The sequence below is a fragment of the Paenibacillus endoradicis genome, from assembly GCF_024721975.1.
On the sequence record NZ_JANQBB010000005.1, the window covers coordinates 257,284 to 276,801 of the forward strand.

General features: G+C 34.8%; 15 protein-coding genes and 1 other annotated feature. Of the genes, 12 read left to right on the forward strand and 3 right to left on the reverse strand.

Annotated elements, in window-relative coordinates:
• Positions 1 to 16 precede the first annotated feature (16 nt).
• Complete coding sequence (locus NV377_RS17650; RefSeq protein WP_258202114.1) at positions 17 to 202, forward strand: hypothetical protein; 186 nt, start codon at positions 17 to 19, stop codon at positions 200 to 202.
• Positions 203 to 261: 59 nt separating this feature from the next.
• Here the strand turns inward: NV377_RS17650 and NV377_RS17655 are convergent, their stop codons facing one another.
• Positions 262 to 1,839: a DEAD/DEAH box helicase gene (locus tag NV377_RS17655; RefSeq protein WP_258202115.1), complete on the reverse strand. Its 1,578-nt coding sequence runs from the start codon at positions 1,837 to 1,839 to the stop codon at positions 262 to 264.
• A gap of 325 nt (positions 1,840 to 2,164) precedes the next feature.
• On the opposite strand from NV377_RS17655, the gene NV377_RS17660 reads away from it, so the two are divergent.
• The 3 genes from NV377_RS17660 to leuS all read left to right on the forward strand — a co-directional run bounded on the left by NV377_RS17660 (position 2,165) and on the right by leuS (position 5,782).
• Positions 2,165 to 2,479, forward strand: coding sequence for a hypothetical protein (locus NV377_RS17660; RefSeq protein ID WP_258202291.1), 315 nt, complete (start codon positions 2,165 to 2,167; stop codon positions 2,477 to 2,479).
• A 37-nt stretch (positions 2,480 to 2,516) separates the two neighbouring features.
• Positions 2,517 to 2,960, forward strand: coding sequence for a hypothetical protein (locus NV377_RS17665; RefSeq protein ID WP_258202116.1), 444 nt, complete (start codon positions 2,517 to 2,519; stop codon positions 2,958 to 2,960).
• A 34-nt stretch (positions 2,961 to 2,994) separates the two neighbouring features.
• Positions 2,995 to 3,219 (forward strand) — a binding site (T-box leader).
• Between the two features lie 121 nt (positions 3,220 to 3,340).
• The gene (gene leuS / locus NV377_RS17670) at positions 3,341 to 5,782 is read left to right on the forward strand and encodes a leucine--tRNA ligase (protein WP_258202117.1); all 2,442 of its coding nucleotides are present in this window, start codon (positions 3,341 to 3,343) and stop codon (positions 5,780 to 5,782) included.
• 34 nt (positions 5,783 to 5,816) lie between these two features.
• Here the strand turns inward: leuS and comER are convergent, their stop codons facing one another.
• On the reverse strand, positions 5,817 to 6,656 hold the full coding sequence (gene comER / locus NV377_RS17675; protein ID WP_258202118.1) for a late competence protein ComER: 840 nt from the start codon (positions 6,654 to 6,656) through the stop codon (positions 5,817 to 5,819).
• Between the two features lie 174 nt (positions 6,657 to 6,830).
• On the opposite strand from comER, the gene NV377_RS17680 reads away from it, so the two are divergent.
• The 8 genes from NV377_RS17680 to NV377_RS17715 all read left to right on the forward strand — a co-directional run bounded on the left by NV377_RS17680 (position 6,831) and on the right by NV377_RS17715 (position 17,711).
• Entirely contained in the window at positions 6,831 to 7,391 is a 561-nt protein-coding gene (locus NV377_RS17680; protein ID WP_258202119.1) for a ComEA family DNA-binding protein, read from the forward strand.
• 143 nt (positions 7,392 to 7,534) lie between these two features.
• Positions 7,535 to 8,830, forward strand: coding sequence for a homocysteine synthase (locus NV377_RS17685; protein ID WP_258202120.1), 1,296 nt, complete (start codon positions 7,535 to 7,537; stop codon positions 8,828 to 8,830).
• A 111-nt stretch (positions 8,831 to 8,941) separates the two neighbouring features.
• Positions 8,942 to 9,463 carry a deoxycytidylate deaminase gene (locus tag NV377_RS17690; protein ID WP_258202292.1) on the forward strand — a complete coding sequence of 174 codons (522 nt, stop codon included), beginning with the start codon at positions 8,942 to 8,944 and terminating at the stop codon, positions 9,461 to 9,463.
• A gap of 88 nt (positions 9,464 to 9,551) precedes the next feature.
• The gene (locus tag NV377_RS17695) at positions 9,552 to 11,339 is read left to right on the forward strand and encodes a ComEC/Rec2 family competence protein (RefSeq protein WP_258202121.1); all 1,788 of its coding nucleotides are present in this window, start codon (positions 9,552 to 9,554) and stop codon (positions 11,337 to 11,339) included.
• 100 nt (positions 11,340 to 11,439) lie between these two features.
• A complete protein-coding gene (locus NV377_RS17700) occupies positions 11,440 to 12,636 on the forward strand; it encodes a site-specific integrase (RefSeq protein ID WP_258202122.1) in 1,197 nt (398 codons plus the stop codon).
• Positions 12,629 to 15,352, forward strand: coding sequence for a hypothetical protein (locus tag NV377_RS17705; protein WP_258202123.1), 2,724 nt, complete (start codon positions 12,629 to 12,631; stop codon positions 15,350 to 15,352). The genes NV377_RS17700 and NV377_RS17705 overlap by 8 nt, the downstream gene beginning before the upstream one ends.
• 15 nt (positions 15,353 to 15,367) lie before the next feature.
• Positions 15,368 to 17,005, forward strand: coding sequence for a site-specific integrase (locus NV377_RS17710; RefSeq protein WP_258202124.1), 1,638 nt, complete (start codon positions 15,368 to 15,370; stop codon positions 17,003 to 17,005).
• Entirely contained in the window at positions 16,998 to 17,711 is a 714-nt protein-coding gene (locus NV377_RS17715) for a hypothetical protein (protein WP_258202125.1), read from the forward strand. Before NV377_RS17710 ends, NV377_RS17715 begins: the two co-directional genes overlap by 8 nt.
• Positions 17,712 to 17,965: 254 nt before the next feature.
• On the opposite strand, the gene NV377_RS17720 is transcribed toward NV377_RS17715, so the two are convergent.
• Positions 17,966 to 19,195, reverse strand: a complete 1,230-nt coding sequence (locus tag NV377_RS17720; RefSeq protein ID WP_258202126.1) for a hypothetical protein — start codon at positions 19,193 to 19,195, stop codon at positions 17,966 to 17,968.
• Positions 19,196 to 19,518: the final 323 nt, after the last annotated feature.

Below are 19,518 nucleotides of genomic sequence, written 5' to 3' on the forward strand. Positions count from 1 at the left end.
TGCTCGAAGGCAATGTTTGAAGTGGATTATGCGAAAGTACGACTATGGACAGCGAAGCAAAAATGATGAAGAGAAGCAAGCAGTGCACACCATATTTCGTTATTTCGCTATGGTTAATAATATTGATCAAGGTGTAGTCATTAGTGATGACAATGTCATTGATTCACCAACAACAAAAGTTACTATTATTTATATTAAATAAAAGGGATGCCTTCTCAATCTTCGTAATGAAGACTAAAAAGGCATCCCTTTTTGTATTATCTATTTGCGGCGAGTGCCACTACTTCTTGAACTGCTTCTACCGCCAGAACGGCCACCGCTTGAACGATTGCTACTAGAGCTCTCACCACGAGTACTATTGCTAGGACGAGAAGAACCAAATGATTTACCACCATCTCTTGGTTTAATACCTTGAGCTAGATCTAGATCAGCTCTTGAAATTCCCCAAGGATTAGCTTTGTCTTTTGCTTTTGGTTTAGATGATTCAGAAGAGTTTGATGTGGAAACCGGACGAGGGAATACTTTACCACTACGTTCCGAAGGTCCTTTTCCAACACGGTCAGATGAACCTTTACCACTACGTTCTGAAGATCCTTTACCGCCTTTGTTGAAGCGACTAGAATCGTTTCCTTTACGACCTTTTGATTCATAACCGCTACCAGGTTTGCTCTTTCTATCTCTTGAGCCTTGACGATCTTCACCATATTGGCGAGGTGAAACTTCAAGTCCATCGACTTTACGAAGAGGTAATCTAGCTGAAATACCACGTTCGATTGCATCTAGCTTCAATCTGTCATGTTGTGTTACGAAAGTAATCGCTGTACCAGTATGACCAGCACGGCCAGTACGACCGATACGATGAATATAACTTTCAGCATCTAGTGGGATATCGTAGTTATATACATGAGATACACCCTCAACATCTAGTCCACGAGCTGCAACATCAGTAGCTACTAGTATTTGCAATTTCATATCGCGGAACTTTTTCATAACTTGTTCACGCTTCGCTTGTGTTAGATCACCATGCAACTCATCTGCGTTATATCCTGCGTCCTGCAAAGCTGCTGTAAGCTTTTTGGCACGAAGTTTCGTACGGCAGAATATAACTGCAAGAAATGGACTTGCCGTTTGTAACAAATGTAGAAGTGCAGATTCCTTCTCACGATCTGTAGTTTCGATTGCACGCTGTTTAATATTATCAAGCGTTACACGCTCTGACTTAATATGAACGTTGATAGGATTTTTAGAATATTGAACTGCTAATTTGCGAATTGCTTCTGGCATAGTTGCAGAGAACAACATCGTTTGACGTGCTTTTGGAGTCTGCATAATAATTGATTCAACTTCTGGAAGGAAGCCCATGTGAAGCATTTGATCGGCTTCATCTAATACAAGATGAGAAATTTTACCGATGTTGATACTTCCTCTACGCATATGATCCATCAAACGTCCAGGAGTTGCTACGATGATATGTGGTGCGTTTTTCAATCTTTTCACTTGTGCTGCAACATCTTGTCCACCATAACAAGCAAGTACAGTAGCACCAACGCTGCTAGCAAGTTTTTTAACTTCAGCAGTAATTTGGATAGCTAACTCACGAGTAGGTGTAAGAATTAATGCTTGAACATGATCCTTATCAGGACGGATCAATTGTAGGATCGGAAGTGTGAAAGCTAATGTTTTTCCTGTTCCTGTTTGTGCTTGGGCAATCATATCTATACCATTGAGAAGATCAGGTATAGCAGTCTTTTGGATAGGAGTTGGCTGGATAATTCCTTGTAGCTTCAACTGCTCCGCAAGCTGCTCTGCTACTCCCAATTGGTTAAATGCATTTGTCATTAATCGTTATCCTCATTTCTACTTATCTTTAGATAGTATAACAGTTGTAAACAAGAAGTGCATCATATCCTTTCATATGGTATGCTAAAGTATAGTAAACTTTATTCAAATGATGAAAAATGACATGTTTTAGGCATAACATTTCCTGTATAATGAGGGAAGATTAAAGGAATGAAAAGTTAATGGAGTACTTACGAAGTAATTTTTCATTAACGAGCAGTAAATTAAGTAGCATATGAAAAGTTTAGAAAATGCTTACGAAATAACTTTTCATTAACGAGTAATAAACTAAGAAGCATATGAAAAGTTTTAGGAGGCGTTATGTATCGCTTTTGGGATTACAAGAGCAGAATTAAATGATTGGAAAACTACTGTTGAACAAGGTGAGATTGCTTATTTGACACATTATTGGCTAGATGAGAGGTTTCCGGAAGCACGAACTGTTACTAAAGTCGGCTGTAAAGACATCTCAAAATTAGTCGCTTGGTGTGAACATTTCCAATTGAACCCTATATATATTCATAAAAGAGCCCGCTATCCGCATTTTGATTTACTTGGACCGTATCAATATGAGGTGTTGAAAGCAGTTGGATTGCATGATCATATTTCCCGTTTTCATCTACATAAGAGTCATCAATAAGATGTGGAAAATAAAATTGGAAAGAGTGGTGTAGCATATGTTCTACCGAATCTCTCAAATGGCCTTAGTAGCAGTGCTTACCTGTTTGGCGGGAATTAATTATACTTGGTATTCATGGTTTGATTATAAGATTCTAGGTATAGGTAAAGGGTTTTTATTGAATAGCTTAACGACATGGGGATATATCTCTATTGTGCTTGGGTTACTTATGATTGGCACTTTAGCTTTCCGTAAGGTAATTAATGTGATAATGATAGATAAGCCTTTAGAAATATTTATGGCTATTATATTTGTCATTCAATTACCGATTGTAAGCTTATGGTTTATGGCCGTTATGATGCAAGGTGTAGAAGCTCTTACCGGAGTAATTATGCATTCTACATTGTTAATATTGATTGGATATCGTTTTATGACAAGTCATCGCACTCCTCGAAAACTGAAAGAAGAGCAACAAGAAGAGACGAGCGACTTGACACTGTAGTATTCGATTTATATAATCAGATTATCTATTAATATGTAATGCGTTGATGAGGAGTAGTACAATCGATATCAAGATTTCAGAGAGCCGGCATTTGGTGCAAGTCGGTACTTGATCGAGCGGAACTCGCCTTTGAGCAGTGTATGAATTTGTTTTATAAATACACCGTATACCTGCGATAAAGGTGAAAAGTGAGTAGTAGATCAAGTAGATCACTACTAACTAGGGTGGTACCACGTGAGCATATCCTCTCGTCCCTAGCGTTAATCCGCTAGGGATGAGAGGTTTTTTTGTGTTTATTACTGGGTAAATGCTTCCGAAGTAACTTTTTGTTACAAGAAGTTACATCAGGTAGAAACAAAAAGTTTTTAGGAGGAAAAATTATGAGTACAGAGCAATCACGTCATGGTTACAGTCCATTAACGATTGAACCGAAGTGGCAACAATATTGGGATGCTAATAAGACGTTTAAAACAGGTGAAGACAAAGATAAACCTAAATTTTATGCTTTAGACATGTTCCCTTATCCATCAGGATCTGGTCTGCATGTTGGACATCCTGAGGGGTATACGGCGACAGATATTTTGTCTCGTTATAAGAGAATGCAAGGTTACAACGTTCTTCATCCAATGGGTTGGGATGCTTTCGGTTTGCCTGCTGAGCAACATGCTATAGATACAGGACAACATCCACGCGATTTTACAATCTTAAATATCGATAATTTCCGTCGCCAGATCAAATCTCTTGGTTTCTCGTATGACTGGGATCGTGAGATTAGTACTACGGATCCGGAATATTACAAATGGACACAATGGATTTTCATTCAACTTTACAATCGTGGTCTTGCATATGTTGCAGAAGTTCCAGTTAACTGGTGCGAAGCGCTTGGTACGGTTCTAGCGAACGAAGAAGTTATCGATGGTCTGAGCGAACGTGGTAATCATCCAGTTGTTCGTAAACCAATGCGTCAATGGATTTTGAGAATTACAGAATATGCTGAACGTTTACTTGAAGATCTTGAAGAACTTGATTGGACGGAAAGCATTAAAGATATGCAACGTAACTGGATTGGTAAGTCTACAGGTGCGGAAGTCACTTTCCCAATTGAAGGCCATGATGAATCGCTTGTTGTATTTACAACTCGTCCAGATACATTGTTTGGTGCAACGTATTGTGTATTAGCACCAGAACACGAGCTTGTTGAGCAAATTACTTCTGCTGAGCAACAAGATGCAGTTAAAGCTTATCAATTGTTAGCTTCTCGTAAGAGCGATCTTGAGCGTACTGATCTTGCGAAAGAAAAAAGCGGTGTATTTACTGGAGCCTATGCAGTAAACCCTGTGAATGGAGCTAAAGCACCGATCTGGATTGCTGATTATGTACTTGCTGGATATGGTACCGGTGCAATTATGGCTGTTCCTGGACATGATACACGTGACTATGAATTTGCCAAACAATTTGACCTACCTATTATCGAAGTCGTATCTGGTGGTAATGTAGCTGAGGAAGCTTATGCTGGCGATGGTCCACATGTTAACTCTGAGTTCTTGAATGGTCTTAACAATGAGGATGCAATGGCGGCAATGATCAAGTTCCTTGAAGAGAACGGTAAAGGAGCAGCGAAAGTAACGTACCGTCTTCGTGACTGGTTGTTCTCTCGTCAACGTTATTGGGGAGAGCCAATTCCAATTATTCACCTTGAAGATGGAACAATGAAAACTGTACCTGAAGATCAATTGCCATTGTTGCTTCCGGATGTTGATGCTATCAAGCCATCTGGTACTGGTGAATCACCACTTGCTAACGTAACGGAATGGATTAACACTGTTGACCCTGAAACAGGTATGAAGGCTCGTCGTGAGACGAATACTATGCCACAATGGGCTGGTAGCTGTTGGTATTACCTTCGTTTCATTGATCCTAAGAACAATGAGCAACTTTGTTCGCCTGAGAAACAAGCAGAGTGGCTTCCAGTTGATCTATACATCGGTGGAGCTGAGCATGCAGTACTTCACTTACTATACGCTCGTTTCTGGCATAAAGTACTTTATGATATCGGTGTAGTTAATACGAAAGAGCCGTTCCAAAAATTAGTTAACCAAGGTATGATTCTTGGTACAAATAATGAGAAAATGTCCAAATCTCGTGGTAATGTTATTAATCCCGATGAAATTGTCAATGAGTTTGGGGCAGATACACTTCGTATGTATGAAATGTTTATGGGACCGCTAGAAGCTACAAAACCTTGGAGTGCCAATGGTGTTGAAGGTTCGTATCGTTTCTTAAGTCGTGTATGGCGTCTATTCGTAACTGAAGGTGGTCAGCTTAATCCACGTGTCTCTGATAGTGAGCCAGCTAGTGATGCATTTATGCGTACATGGCATCGCTCGATTAAGAAAATTACTGATGATATGGAAAATTTACGTTTCAACACGGCAATTAGCCAAATGATGATTTTTGTAAATGAAGCATATAAAGCAGAGGTTCTACCACGTAAAGCTATGGAAGACTTTGTGAAAATTATTTCCCCACTTGCTCCGCATCTAGCTGAAGAGCTATGGGAAGTGCTTGGACATACAGGTACAATCACATATCAAGCGTGGCCAACATATGACGAAGCTTGGACTGTTGACCAAGAAGTTGAAATTGTTGTTCAAGTTAACGGAAAAATTATCGAGCGCCTTTCTATTGCAGCTGATCTAGATGTGGAAGCAATGGAAGCTCAAGCTAAAGCTTTACCGAAAGTTGCAGAACTTATCGAAGGTAAAACTGTTCGAAAAGTTATTGCAGTTAAAGGTAAACTTGTAAATATCGTAGCAAATTAGTGAAAAAAGAGATGGCGGAAATAGCTAAACATAGCTATTGTCCGCCAACTTCTTCTCTATCGAATGTTTGATTAACCACTTCTAAATCCTCATAATATTTGGCATGTGTTGTCCGTATTAACTCATTAAAAATACCCGAAGTTTCTCTACTGAGCAACTGGAGTGCTTTCGCCGTAATCCCACCTGGCACAGCAACTCGCTGTTGAACCTCTTCTGTTGTCATACCACCTTCAGTAAGTAACAACCCCGTACCTAATAGCATATTGCTCGCTATTTTCATTGCTCCTTCTCTAGAAATTCCAGTTTCTTCTACCGCTGAATCAATAAATTGTTGCAGTAAAAATGCAAAGAAAGCAGGACCACAACTTGAAATATCTGACACAATTCTTGTATAGCTTTCCTCAATTTTAATTGGCTCACTAATATAAGAAAGTAGTTTTTGTAATTTTGTCTGATAGGTCTCCTCGATTTGATTCCCGTAAATACAAAGCGTAGCACCACTCCACATTTTATTAGTAATACTCGGAATTATTTTTGCCACTCTACAATTCAATTCTGCTTCAAGATGGGATAACAGTACCGGGCTTGTAATTGAAACGATAATTTGCTCTTCATGTACATACGGTTTAATCTCCGAAATAACGGTAGCAAACTCATGAGGTTTTATACATAGAAACACAATTTCAGTTTCATAGACAACATGTACATTATTACTTTCAACTTCAATGCCTGGATATTTATATGCTAGTGCTTGAGCTTTACCTATACTTCGATTGCTTACTTTAATTTGTGTTGGCTCAACTGCTTCAGATAAGATGAAAGATTCAATCAATAGGCTCCCCATACTTCCTGCTCCGATAAATCCGATTTTCATCGCGATAACCTCCTAAAACTTTTCGAACGGATTATATTTACTTCTATGCAGCGAAAAGTTACCTCGTAAGTATAAGCTATTATGAAAGTGACGAAAGCTCTATTCTTTTATCTATCGTATTCCCTACGGCTTGTATGTTATGTCAATAAATAATGACCGAACGAGGTGATTGTATTGAAACAAAAGGAATCAAATATTTCAGCAATAACATTTATGTGGATTGGAATGCTAGGTACTGGGTTTTTATTAGTTATTGTGGCGATCGTTATTCACTATTCTGATAGTAAGGAAGTAGAAGATGTATCGTTAACTTTACTGATGGAAGAGAAATTCAAGGCACAAGACGAAGCGGGAAAGGTGCTAACATCGAGTAAAGAAGAAAATAATCAAGGAAAGGTACAACAAGATGACTTTACAATAGATACATCGGGAGGATCAACACAATCAAGCAATAGCACAGATGTAGATGAGAATTCTCCTAAGTTGCCAACGGAAGCGGGTAATAATATAGAAGAAACTACAATTTCTCAACAATTAACGAAAATCGATATAAACACTGCAACTTCTGAGCAATTGCAACAGTTAAAAGGGATAGGACCTTCAAAAGCAAAAGCAATAATTGAAGATCGCGAGCAAAAAGGAAAGTATAAAAATATAGCTGATATTAAGCGGGTAAAAGGGATTGGAGAAAAACTTTATGCTGGAATACAAGAAAGTATTGTAGCCGAGCCATAGATAAGTCATAATGGAACTGAAAGTGGTTTCATTCCATTTATTTAATTTTTTGTCATTCATGGTTTAGCTTATGCTTACGAGAAGACTTTTTGTTAACACAGAAGTCATTCACGAAGCAACAAAAAGTTTAGGAGGAATTATTAATGTCTGAACAAAGAAAACTTTCCCTTGAAACGCTATCCGTCCACGGAGGTCAAACTATTGATCCAACAACGATGTCACGAGCTGTACCAATCTATCAAACGACATCTTACGGATTCAAAGATACAGATCATGCAGCTAATCTATTTGGTCTTGCTGAATTTGGTAATATTTACACTCGAATTATGAACCCGACATCGGATGTATTCGAGAATCGTGTAGCTCAACTTGAAGGTGGTGCAGGAGCGCTTGCGGTTGCTTCTGGACAAGCTGCAATCACTTATTCCATTTTCAATATTGCTGGTGCAGGAGATGAGATTGTATCGTCTACTAGTCTATATGGTGGTACATACAACTTGTTTGCTCATACATTTAAAAAACTAGGTATTACTGTCAGATTCGCAGACCCATCTGATCCTAACAATTTCAGAGCTCATATTAATGAGCAGACAAAAGCAATTTTTGTTGAAACTATCGGTAATCCTAAAGGCGATGTTATTGATCTAGAAGCAGTAGCTGCTATTGCTCATGAACATGGTATTCCACTTATTGTCGATAATACGTTCCCAAGTCCATACTTATGCCGTCCGATTGAACATGGAGCTGATATTGTCGTTCATTCTGCTACGAAATTCATTGGCGGTCACGGTACATCGATTGGTGGTATTATCGTTGACAGCGGTAAATTCGACTGGTCAGCAAACGATAAGTTCCCAGGATTGACTGAGCCAGATCCGACTTACAATGGTATTGTGTATACACAAGCTCTTGGACCGATTGCTTATATTATTAAAGCTCGTGTGCAACTACTTCGCGATATGGGTGCAGCATTATCTCCATTCAATTCATTCTTGTTATTACAAGGACTTGAAACACTTCATTTACGTATGGATCGTCATTGCTCCAATGCGCAAGCAGTTGCTGAGTATTTAGAAGCACATGAGGCTGTTGAGTGGGTGAACTATCCTGGTTTGCCAAGTCATCCTTCTTATGAATTAGGTCAGAAATATTTGCCTAACGGTCAAGGTGCGATTATGACCTTTGGTATTAAAGGTGGAATAGAAGCTGGTAAGAAGTTAATTAATGCTGTTCAGCTATTCTCTCATCTAGCTAATGTTGGTGATTCTAAGTCACTAATTATTCATCCTGCTAGTACTACACATCAACAATTAAGTGATGATGCAAGAGAAGCTGCAGGCGTTGCTGCAGGTATGGTTCGTCTTTCCGTTGGTACTGAAGGCATTCAAGATATTATTGCTGATCTGGAACAAGCGATTGCATCAAGTCAACAAGCTTAGTCATAACTTCAGTTACTTTCTTTGCAAAATTGTTCACTGAGCGCTTATAATAGATGCAATATAACATAGTGGACATGCAGCAATGAAAGGAAGAATATGATGTTAGAAAATATTAAAGAATCGGTTCGTAAAGACTGGGATACATACTTTATGGACATTGCGTATATGGTTTCAACTCGTTCAAGATGTCATCGTCGTCATGTAGGCTCGGTACTAGTTCAAGGTAAGAAGCTATTAGGTACCGCTTATAATGGTGCTCCTATGGGAGTAGAAGACTGTGAAGAGGCCGGGTGTATGATAACCGAGGAGTATGAGGTTGTCATTGATGATCAAGGTATCGAGCAAATGATCAAAAAACAACGTTGTATTCGTACCATTCATGCAGAACAAAACCTGTTACTATTTACTGATCGGATAGACCGAGAAGGTTCCGTCGTTTATGTTACGGATCAACCATGTTGGACTTGTGCTAATATGCTTGCCAATAGTGGGGTGAAAGAAATCGTATATCATCGACCTTATAAGAAAGATGATATTAAAGTCCGTCACTTAATGGAGCAAGTTGGAATTCTGTTCCGTTCACTTGATCGATATGAACCGCCAGCACATGCTGCGATGGATATTCAGCAATAATACATTTATAGTTTGTCCTAGGAAGAACCTAATCACTACTCTTTAGAGTAGAAGATTAGGTTCTTTTTTTGTTGGGAGGAAGGATCATATGATTAATAAACGACCAATTATAGCGATAACAATTTGTTGGTTGCTTGGAAATATAATTATCAGTAGTAGCAATTCTAACATCTCAATCTTATGGATAATTAGTCTACTAGTAATCGCAATAATTATAGTATTATTACGTCGTTGCACAGTTATCCTCGCATTAATTTTAGTAGGTTGCCTTCTAGCAGGGGCTGGACAAAGATATATGGTTGATCTACACAATAAGACGGCATTAGTAGAAGAATGGGATAATAGTATGATCGAAACATTTGAAACGAAAGTGATAGGAATAATAACCTCAACTGTTGAAATTGATGGGGATCGTGTATCTTTTGATCTGGAAACTTCTCAAATATTTCGAAGCAATGGAATAATAGCAAACAATATTAAAGAAAAATTTAAAGTATACGTAACATTACAAACAGAGGACGAACTAGAAGTCGCCAAACATTGGAAACGAGGATTAAATATTCAATTATCAGGTGAACTCTCGCGGCCAGCTGTGAAAAATAACGATGGCGGTTTTGATTATAGACAATATCTTAAATATAGTCGTATACATTGGTTGCTCAAAAGTAAAGGGTCCCAATCATTACAACAGCTGCCAGATGCTGAATCCTTCTCCATTAATCGATTTAAGTCAATGATAGATGAACTACGCGTGAAAATAAGTGCACCACTGGATCAGTTATTTTCAAAGGACCAAAGCGGATATATAAAGGGATTAATACTGGGCATTCGTGAAGAGCTTGACCCGGAACAATTTCGTCAATTTTCCACGCTAGGATTAACACATATATTGGCGATATCAGGATTACATGTTGCTGTATTTATGTATATCGTTACAGCGATCCTCAGAATTTTTCGATGTAGTAAAGAGAGAATAATATATGTTCTACTTATATTAATTCCTCTATATGTTGCAATAACCGGCGGATCACCTTCTGTTTTACGAGCAGGATTAATGGCGATGCTTGGACTTATTGCGGCGAGAATGAATATATTGAAAGATGGCCTCCATTTAATTGCTATCGTAGCCTTAGCACTCGTAATAATTAATCCATATATGATACATAATATTAGTTTTCAATTATCATTTATCGTTACTATTGGTCTTATTTTAGGTGTTCCAGCACTTAGTAAAGTATTGCCTCGAACGAAACAGATCAAGTGGTTGATGGATACATTATCTGTAACTCTTGTCGCGCAATTTGTTTCATTTCCGCTCACGATTTATTACTTTAATCAATTTCATCTACTTTCCTTCGTTGCTAATCTTATACTAGTGCCATTTATTAGTTTTATTGTCATGCCATTAGCGAGCTTTGTTATGTTAATTAGCCATGTTCAACTTTCTATTGCCAAACCATTCGTACAACTTGTCCAATGGTGTAATGATGCATCTTTTAAAATTGTTGCATTGCTTAGTAAAGTGCATCCGTTGCACTTTATTTGGGCGACTCCTCCGATATGGTGGATTGTTGGATGGTATGCACTATTACTAGCATTTTTTGCGTTATTGCAGACGCAGTATGCTAAACATAGTGAAATGATAGATGATACGAGTGAGAATAATAAAGAAACAGTCCCTTTGCATGGAATCGAAGAACTCAATATTTTGTTCCCAAGCAGAAAGGTATCCTATTTCCGTAAGCATGGTAAACTATTAATTCTTACATTATTAGCAGTAGGTTGTTTAATCTACGCATATGAACCTTTAATGTTTGCTCGCTTTGCCTATGTTAGCTTTTTGGATGTTGGACAGGGCTTATATGTATACTTATGATATAAATTAAATAATTAGCATTTTTGCTATTTAAGAGCTTGATAGGTATGGTATAAATAAATCTCATACTATATTTATTGAGGAAAATAGGAGGAGGAAAATGAGCTATCGTTTTCAAGTTAAGAGAACAGTTAATAACAAAGAAGATGTAAATATTAGAGAAGGTGTTTGTATTTGCGTGATAGATACCGAAACTGGTTTTTTTAAGGTTCATCCCATTAGTAGGTTCATTTTAGATGAGTTCCCGAATTCGTTTAATTCACAAAAAAGTGCCGCAGAAGAGATTAAGAAGTTTTTGAATTGGACTTATATTGATAATTATGAAGGGATAAAGATTAGTTCATTGTCTGAACTTAGAATTGAACATGGAGTTATATATTTAAATGAATTGAAACGTAAGAAAGTAAAAGGAAATGAAACTATTTCACGTTCAAGTTTGAAAATTGCAAATCGTTATCTTACTAGATTCTATTATTATTTAAGTAAGATGAAGTTATTAGATGAAATTATTAAACCTAATTACCACCATAATGCAAATGGTAGACTTTATTTTGTGTCTCCTTTTATAGGTAATGGGTTTTCGTTACCGCATAAGAATAACCTTATATCCTCGAATAAGTTGAAGGCATTTCCTACAGATTCACTTATAACTTATTTTATTGAGGTATCTAGAAAAGTAGCTCCTGATATTACATTAGGAATATATTTTCAATTTTTTGGCGGACTTAGGAAAGGGGAAATAGTTAATTTAACAAGATCTTCCTTGATATTAAAAGGACTATATGGAAAAGATGGTCTAGAAGTTATTATTAAAGATAATACATCACTATTTTCACAATACAAGGATGCAGCTAAAAACCAAGTAAAGAAACCAAGAAGTCAAATAATACAACGGTTGCCCTATTTAAGAGAAATAATTGAGTACCATTACAAATACATACTTAATAATGCCAAGAATAACGAAATTGCATTGTTTATTAATTCCAAGGGTAAACCGATGACAGGTGCAGTTTACGAAAAAAGATTTAATAAAGTTAAAAAAAATTTTTTGAAATTACTAGAAGGGTCTCAATATTATACTTTACTGGCTAGAACATCGTGGTCAACGCATATAGGTAGAGGTATTTATACCAATCTGATGGCCAAGTTGGTCTCCTCTCCTCAAGAACTAGCAATCCTTAGAGATGACGCTGGTCTTGATACAGCAATAGGATATATGTCACAACATAGAATTCAGATTGAAATTGAAGCAGGCTTAGAAAACATGTGGGAAAACGGAGATTTTAAGTATGAATGAAAACAGCTTGAACAGGTATGAATTATATAAAAAAACGGGATGGAAGTATACAAAAATTGATCTTTTTATTAAACATGGCTACTTAAACCTTAGTGAAGACCATAGGATATCACTTGAATCTATTAATTCACTTGTTACTTATTTAGAGAAAATAAGTTCTGAATATGTCTCTTTCCGTAAATTTTTAGTAGAGGTGTTAGGAATAAATGAAAAAACTGACATCAAACCAATTAAAAAAAAACTTAATCATATCATTGATTTTATAGAGCTTCCATTTTGTATTAATCACTATAGATCCTTTGTATCAATTGCATCAATAAAGAGTTATTCAGACCTCATCCAAAATAGTGGCGATTATATCTTATTTGATGAAGCAAGTCAGATACATGAATTTATTAATAATAATTACCGCAATATGTCCCTGTATCAAGAAATTAACTCGTATCCCTATAAAGGTGTTTATTATCTTAGTAAAAAGGAAGTTGAGGCATTATACAACCGTATTAACATTAAGAACGAAGAAATACATAAATGGGAAAAGTTTCGAATCACACAAGACAAAGTAATTGCTAACTTGAAGAACGAACAAATAACAATAGAAACAATAGATAGCGAAAGAAATAACCAGAAAAGAGAAGGGACGAATAGTATAATTGAACAAGAATTTAAATGCGATATTACTTACATTGATATTGCAGGAATTCAAGAGTTATTTAGTGCGAGTGCAGATCAGGTGAGGGTAGCTAGTAAAGAAGGGGTTTTTGGAGAACCAATATTTTCAGGTAGCCGAAAACTTTATTTGTTTTCAATTGTAAGACAAGCTTACGAATCTGCCAAGATTATTGAGAGAGATTACTGTTCAACTAACGAAGCGAAAAAACTACTTGGTTGCAAACACCTACAGCAGACGCTAACTTCAAAAATTAGAAGAATTCAAGTTCCATGTGAGTCTTGGCTGTATGGAAAAACAAAATTTTTAACAAGCGTAATATATTTAAGGAGTGATCTTGATGACTATGTATTTAAAAGATCTGCACCTTCAGATCCACATGACTACTTTTTTTATTTTTATAAAAAAATAAAAATTGAGAGCCATACAAAAGAGCTATTTCAGAAGTTTTGTGAGATTACGATATCTCAATCTAATGCTAGTAAAAATTCCATAATTCATGCTATAAACTGTCTACTAAGTGTAGCGAAAAATATGGAAAGAATAAAAAAAGAAGTTTACTCTTACGGTAACGATGAGATTAGATCTTTCATGGAGTCAATTACTGTAAGAACTCATAAATATAAATTCTATCTATTTCTGAAGTTCTTATCTCAGCAAAGAATGTGTAAATTTGAGATGAGTAAGATAAAAAATCCTCAACCGAAAAAGAAAAGTCATGATCTTGCTAACGAAGATGATATTTTCACCTTTGAAGAACTTAAAAGTATCTACGAATATACTAATGATATAAACCATCATGTTAATTCGTCTGTAGATAGTTATTTGTACTCTTCCACGTGGCTTTTTGTATTGCTCCACTTATCTAATGCTTGGAGGAGTGGGGATATTGTAAATACTCCAAAGGTATTCCCAGAAGACATAGGCATTAAAGATATTAGATATTTTCAAATTGGTAAAGCAATTACATTAGCACAAGGTCAACTAATTATTAACCAATTAAGAAATTATGAACTTCGAATATCAAAAACCAATATTAAAAGGAGCTTTTATTGTAACATAGACCTTGTTATTCCCATTGCTACAGCAATGTGTATTAATGAGTTTCATCGTAGAGAAAGCGAATTCTACACTGAGCGATTAATGAATTTTTTAACTGAAAATAACCAACCATCACCTTGGAATATTAAACTGTTCTTTAGCTCATCTGATAAGTTTGAAAATTTAAAATTTGGAAATAGGAAGATGAATAAAAGTATATTAACTCATTTATATTACTCCATTCAACGAAATTATGGAGATGGAAATTCCGCCTTCATGATAGTAGCTAAATTAAGGGGTCATGTTTCTGATATTACAAAAGAATATATTAACAAAACATCAGAGTTTGGTGAAATAACTAAAGCGCTCTTTAATCGTGGGGAGTTTGGCTTTCTATACAATGAGTTAATGAATGTGATTTCTGAAGAGAAAAAGTCCTTCTTTGATCAGACTTTAGAGATACAAAAAGTAAGAAGTGTATTATCACCTAAATTAATTGAAATAATAATTGGATACATACAAACAGTAGAGAACGACAAGTTTTCGATTGTCTCTCCGATGGAACGAGAAATAAACTTTCAAGAATTAAATGATCTTGAAAATGAACGCTTAGAAGTTATTGAAAAGGTAAAACAACTCACTCCATCTGAAGCATTCGAATTAGTTCGGAAAATATATTTAAGGGAATTGCCCTCTAAAGAAAAACATATACAATGTCTTACGTATCCAGGATGCTTTAGAGAATCAAATCAATTTGATTGTAAGTCATGTAAATATTCAATTCCAAACTATATGGCAATAAGTGCCCTATTTGATGAATTTATAATAAAAGTTAACTCATTCAAAGCAGCGAAAACAACTGGTACAAGAAAAAGAGAAGAAAAATTTCTTAAAAACCTTATGACCTCAATTGGCTATGCCATTGATACTTTTGGAGAGGACTTTGTATGGTCATTTTATGAGGGCGGAGAAAGAGGCTTTGAAGAGAAATTAAAAAGTATTTAAGAGGTGATTATTTGTATGGGTACCCCTGAAACTGAATATTTAATAGAACTAGATTTCGCAGAGGAGTATAGTTTTAACTACAATGATACAATAGAAGAATCCAAAATAATAATGCAGCAATTGACTAATGAGAAGCTACTTCATAGAGGAGAGTTTGAAGATGATGAATGGGTCTTTTCTAAGACTAATGACTATATTTTAATAATGAGATTTCAAGGATTTCCGACACTATTTAAAGATATGGTGAAGTGTTGGTGTGCAATGTCACTTAATCGGATTTTCCCAGAAACTATAGATAGTTATTTACATGCACTAAGAATTGTTTTTCCGATTACAGAGCAATTCCATATTTCAAAAGTAGAGAATTTACGTGAGTATATCATTGGGTTATCTTCAGATAGTACGAAAAGACATTATATCTACTCAGTAAAAAGCTTTTTACTTTTTACTGAAATTGAAAATAGTGAAGATTATCTTGTTTGTCTGAACTCAATTCCTGCTGATAACAAGGACAATATCAGAAGTTTACCTAACTTTTATGATGTCATAACATTTCAAGATATCATAAATCACTTTATGAATCACTGGACTGAGAATGAAAAGCGTATTTTTTCACCAATAGTTATTTGGTGGAAGTTAACTTCAATAATTCCAATGAGGATTAGGGAGTTCTGTAATATAAGGAGGGATTGTATAAAGCAGCACGAGACAGGAGGAAGCATTATTATAACTAGGAGTAAACATTCATATCAGCATAGGCATGAAGATATGGATGATACGTTAGAAATTCCTTTCGGTCTCACAAAACAAATTATAGATTACATTCAATACTCCAATACATATGGTAGTTCAGAGACCTTAATATCATATAAGATGTATAGAGAAGAATTAATTTCAAGGAAGCATAAGGGAAACCCAAGTGGTCAAAGAAATACTAATAGATTTAATGTAATGAATTTCAAAAGATTATTAGAAATTTTTTATAAGTTGATTGTGGAAGAGAAATATGGATTTGTTGACATTGAGAGAATTAAGCCTAATGATACGAGGCACTTTTCTTTTTGTTCTCTAATGTTACAAGGAATTGATCCGTTAACCATTGCTAGACTAGGCGGACATAAAAAATTGGAAAGTCAATTACATTATCAGAGGCATCTTGATTATTTTGTACAATCTAAAATATATCAAATGACTCGTATGAATATGCTGAGTATGAAGAGTAACCTTCTTTATAATTCTCCTCTACTCTTAGAAAATTATGAAGTTAAATCATTACGTTCAATTAATTACTATAAAGATGTTATAGAGACGGATGAAGGTGGGTATTGTACTGATGCTACGCAAATGAGATGTGAGTCTACTCGCTCATGTTTGTTGTGTTCTAAGTATTGGATATCTAGAGAAGTATTAAGTTTAAGGTTAGATGAATTAATGATAATGGATAAAGAGATACTCGAAAATATCCACAACAGAATAAAGATTATTGAACGTTACTGGAATGAAGCTTACTCTCTAATTGATGATAAAGATTTCAATATACATGCAAAGGAAAGTTTAAAACAAGAAACAAAAAAAATAAAGGGAGAAATAAAGGATTCATCAATAATAAAAACATTGATTATAACTGCAAAAGGAGATCAATCATTTGAATAGCAAAGTAGGAAGAAAAAGACTATACGATAATGAAAAAACAATGAGAATCCTTGAAGAGTTACTAATAAATTACAGAAAAGAAAATCCAACTGGCCAAGTTACATTTATAAAAATGGCTGAGTATTCAAATGAAATGCATAATAAATATAATGAACGATATCCTATTGCGTATAATCGTTTCGTTTGGGCAAAACAAGGGCGCCACTTAATTGAAAAAGTGAATACACCAATAAGAAACTATTCTAAATTTGATTCTACTAATTTTGAAATACCTCCAATTGCACGCTATATAGAAGAGTATTCATCTAATCCTAAGAAACTGCTATCATTACTTCTACCTGTAGAAAAAATGATATATAATCTCCTTGAATCAGATGAAAATAACAGTCAACAAATACAAAATCTCAATACGCAAGTTGATAAATTGAAAAATGAGATGAACAAATTAATATTGCTAAATGATAATCTTAGCCAGTACCTGCTTAGCATTGTTGCTCAAAGCAACGTAAAAAGGTTACGTCAAAATTATGGCTTACCAGAAATTCTAGAATTTAATGAAAGTGCGGTGAAAGGGTTAAATGATCTAAAAAAATTTCTGTACCCAGATAATGATAAAACCCTCTCTACATCCAAACAAGTTAGTCAGAACGAACCTACGCTACTTGCTCATTGGGGCCAAGTCAAGGGGACGAAAAATAAAAGTTGAAATAGTAGAGTCTCCTATTTACTATTAATACGAATTTGATTTACTAATAACTGAAAATGTTTTTCTTAAAGGTTATGGAAATCGTTTCTTCTAGGGCTGCATGTTAATTTATTTATATTCCAATACAATATAGTCGATGCTAACGAGTTATTTCCAGATAAGTATGCATAACATTGGAATCAAAGAATGTAAAATTGTTGTTAGAATATTTGTAATCAACGCAACCGCTGTGGAATTTAAGATGGCGAATGTAATTAAAAAGAGTACTTCATTTTATTTAGTTCATCTTGTTTCTCTTTGAACATGATATACTGTTTTATTTCTTCATTTATATGCAATGGTATTTTTGTGAAAATCAAGTCATACTTTGTAGTCAATCCAAGAGGAATCAGGTTGTTATAATTAATACCTTTTTCTTTATTTATTATATTTTTTAGTTTGTGTAAAAAACGGACAGGACAACAAAGATATTCTTTCTTCAAACTCTCATCTGGGATTATCGCAGTGTAACTACTTTCGCTTAAAATTTTTTCTGTTTTATATAAAGGCCGAACTGTAGTTGAAAAACTATTATCTATAAAACCACCACAAACGACAGCTTTTTCTTTTATTTTCATTTCCTTTGGGAAAGTACTTAAATCATAGTCTGATAAATATTTGATATAATGATTTTCTATAAATTCATTTTGTGTTATAACAAAAAGTCCGTTATCTTCCAAAAGTTCATATAAGTCATATATATCAGTAAATTGTTCAATAAGATGATCAGATTTGTCGAAGTAACTATATTGTTTTCCGTATGGTTTTTTTATTTTTAAATATGGCTCCAATTTTTTGATTCTAGCTAAAGTAACGTATTGTGTATTTGTATCATATTTGTCATGTAATATAGGTTTTCCAAAAGCCAACTCTAAATCATTTAACTTTATACATTCACTTAAACCCTCTCTAGTAGAATATATTGCAATAGTTTTAAGCCTATCTAACACATCTTTAGAAATTAGTTCAATTGCTATTGATTTTTGGACGTATTTATAATCTGGATTTTTCAAAAAAATAATTTCTTTATTTCGGCAGTATGATTCAATAGAGTAAACAGGTAACACGTCATCACTATAATATACTTTTGTGTCACCAACATAATCAATTTCTAAGTCAATTCCAGGTGGAATATGAAATTCTTTGTCCTTAGTAAACATCCATTCTGACAATTTAATCAAGGGAACTTCTATTTTTCGCTGTTTTTTATTATGAGAAATAACATTCTCTTCGGTTTCAATAGAAAGTTTGAAAACTGCTTCCTTCCCGGAATGACTTAAATCATATTCCATACCATCTGATACCAGACCTATTCTCATTTCTTTTATTATTAATTTAGTGGTGGAATTATTTACCCATCTTGCTAAAAACGTAGACACTAGAGTTAAAAACTCCTCTGTTGTCATTTCATTTGGAAAATTCAATTGCATTTTAATTTCATACATCCTCTCTTTTGAGATACTAAGTAAGGATACAAGATAAAATGCAAGCAGCAAACAGGTTAATACTGGATGGGTCGATAACCTATCTAAAACTATTTTAAATCGTATTACTTAATTTGTACCTTGTTCTATTATCCTAAACTTATCCTCAATATATGTTGCCATTATCCTCAACTTGCTCTGAGGCAAAAAGTCATAGAATTTCCTTATGTTTTTTCTCTTAACTTTCTCTCTACCTTAAAGAGAATTGACCATTAGATTATTCATTGATATCTGAAAACTGATTATTTACAAAAGTATTGTAAAATACTAGTATTTTATTTAAT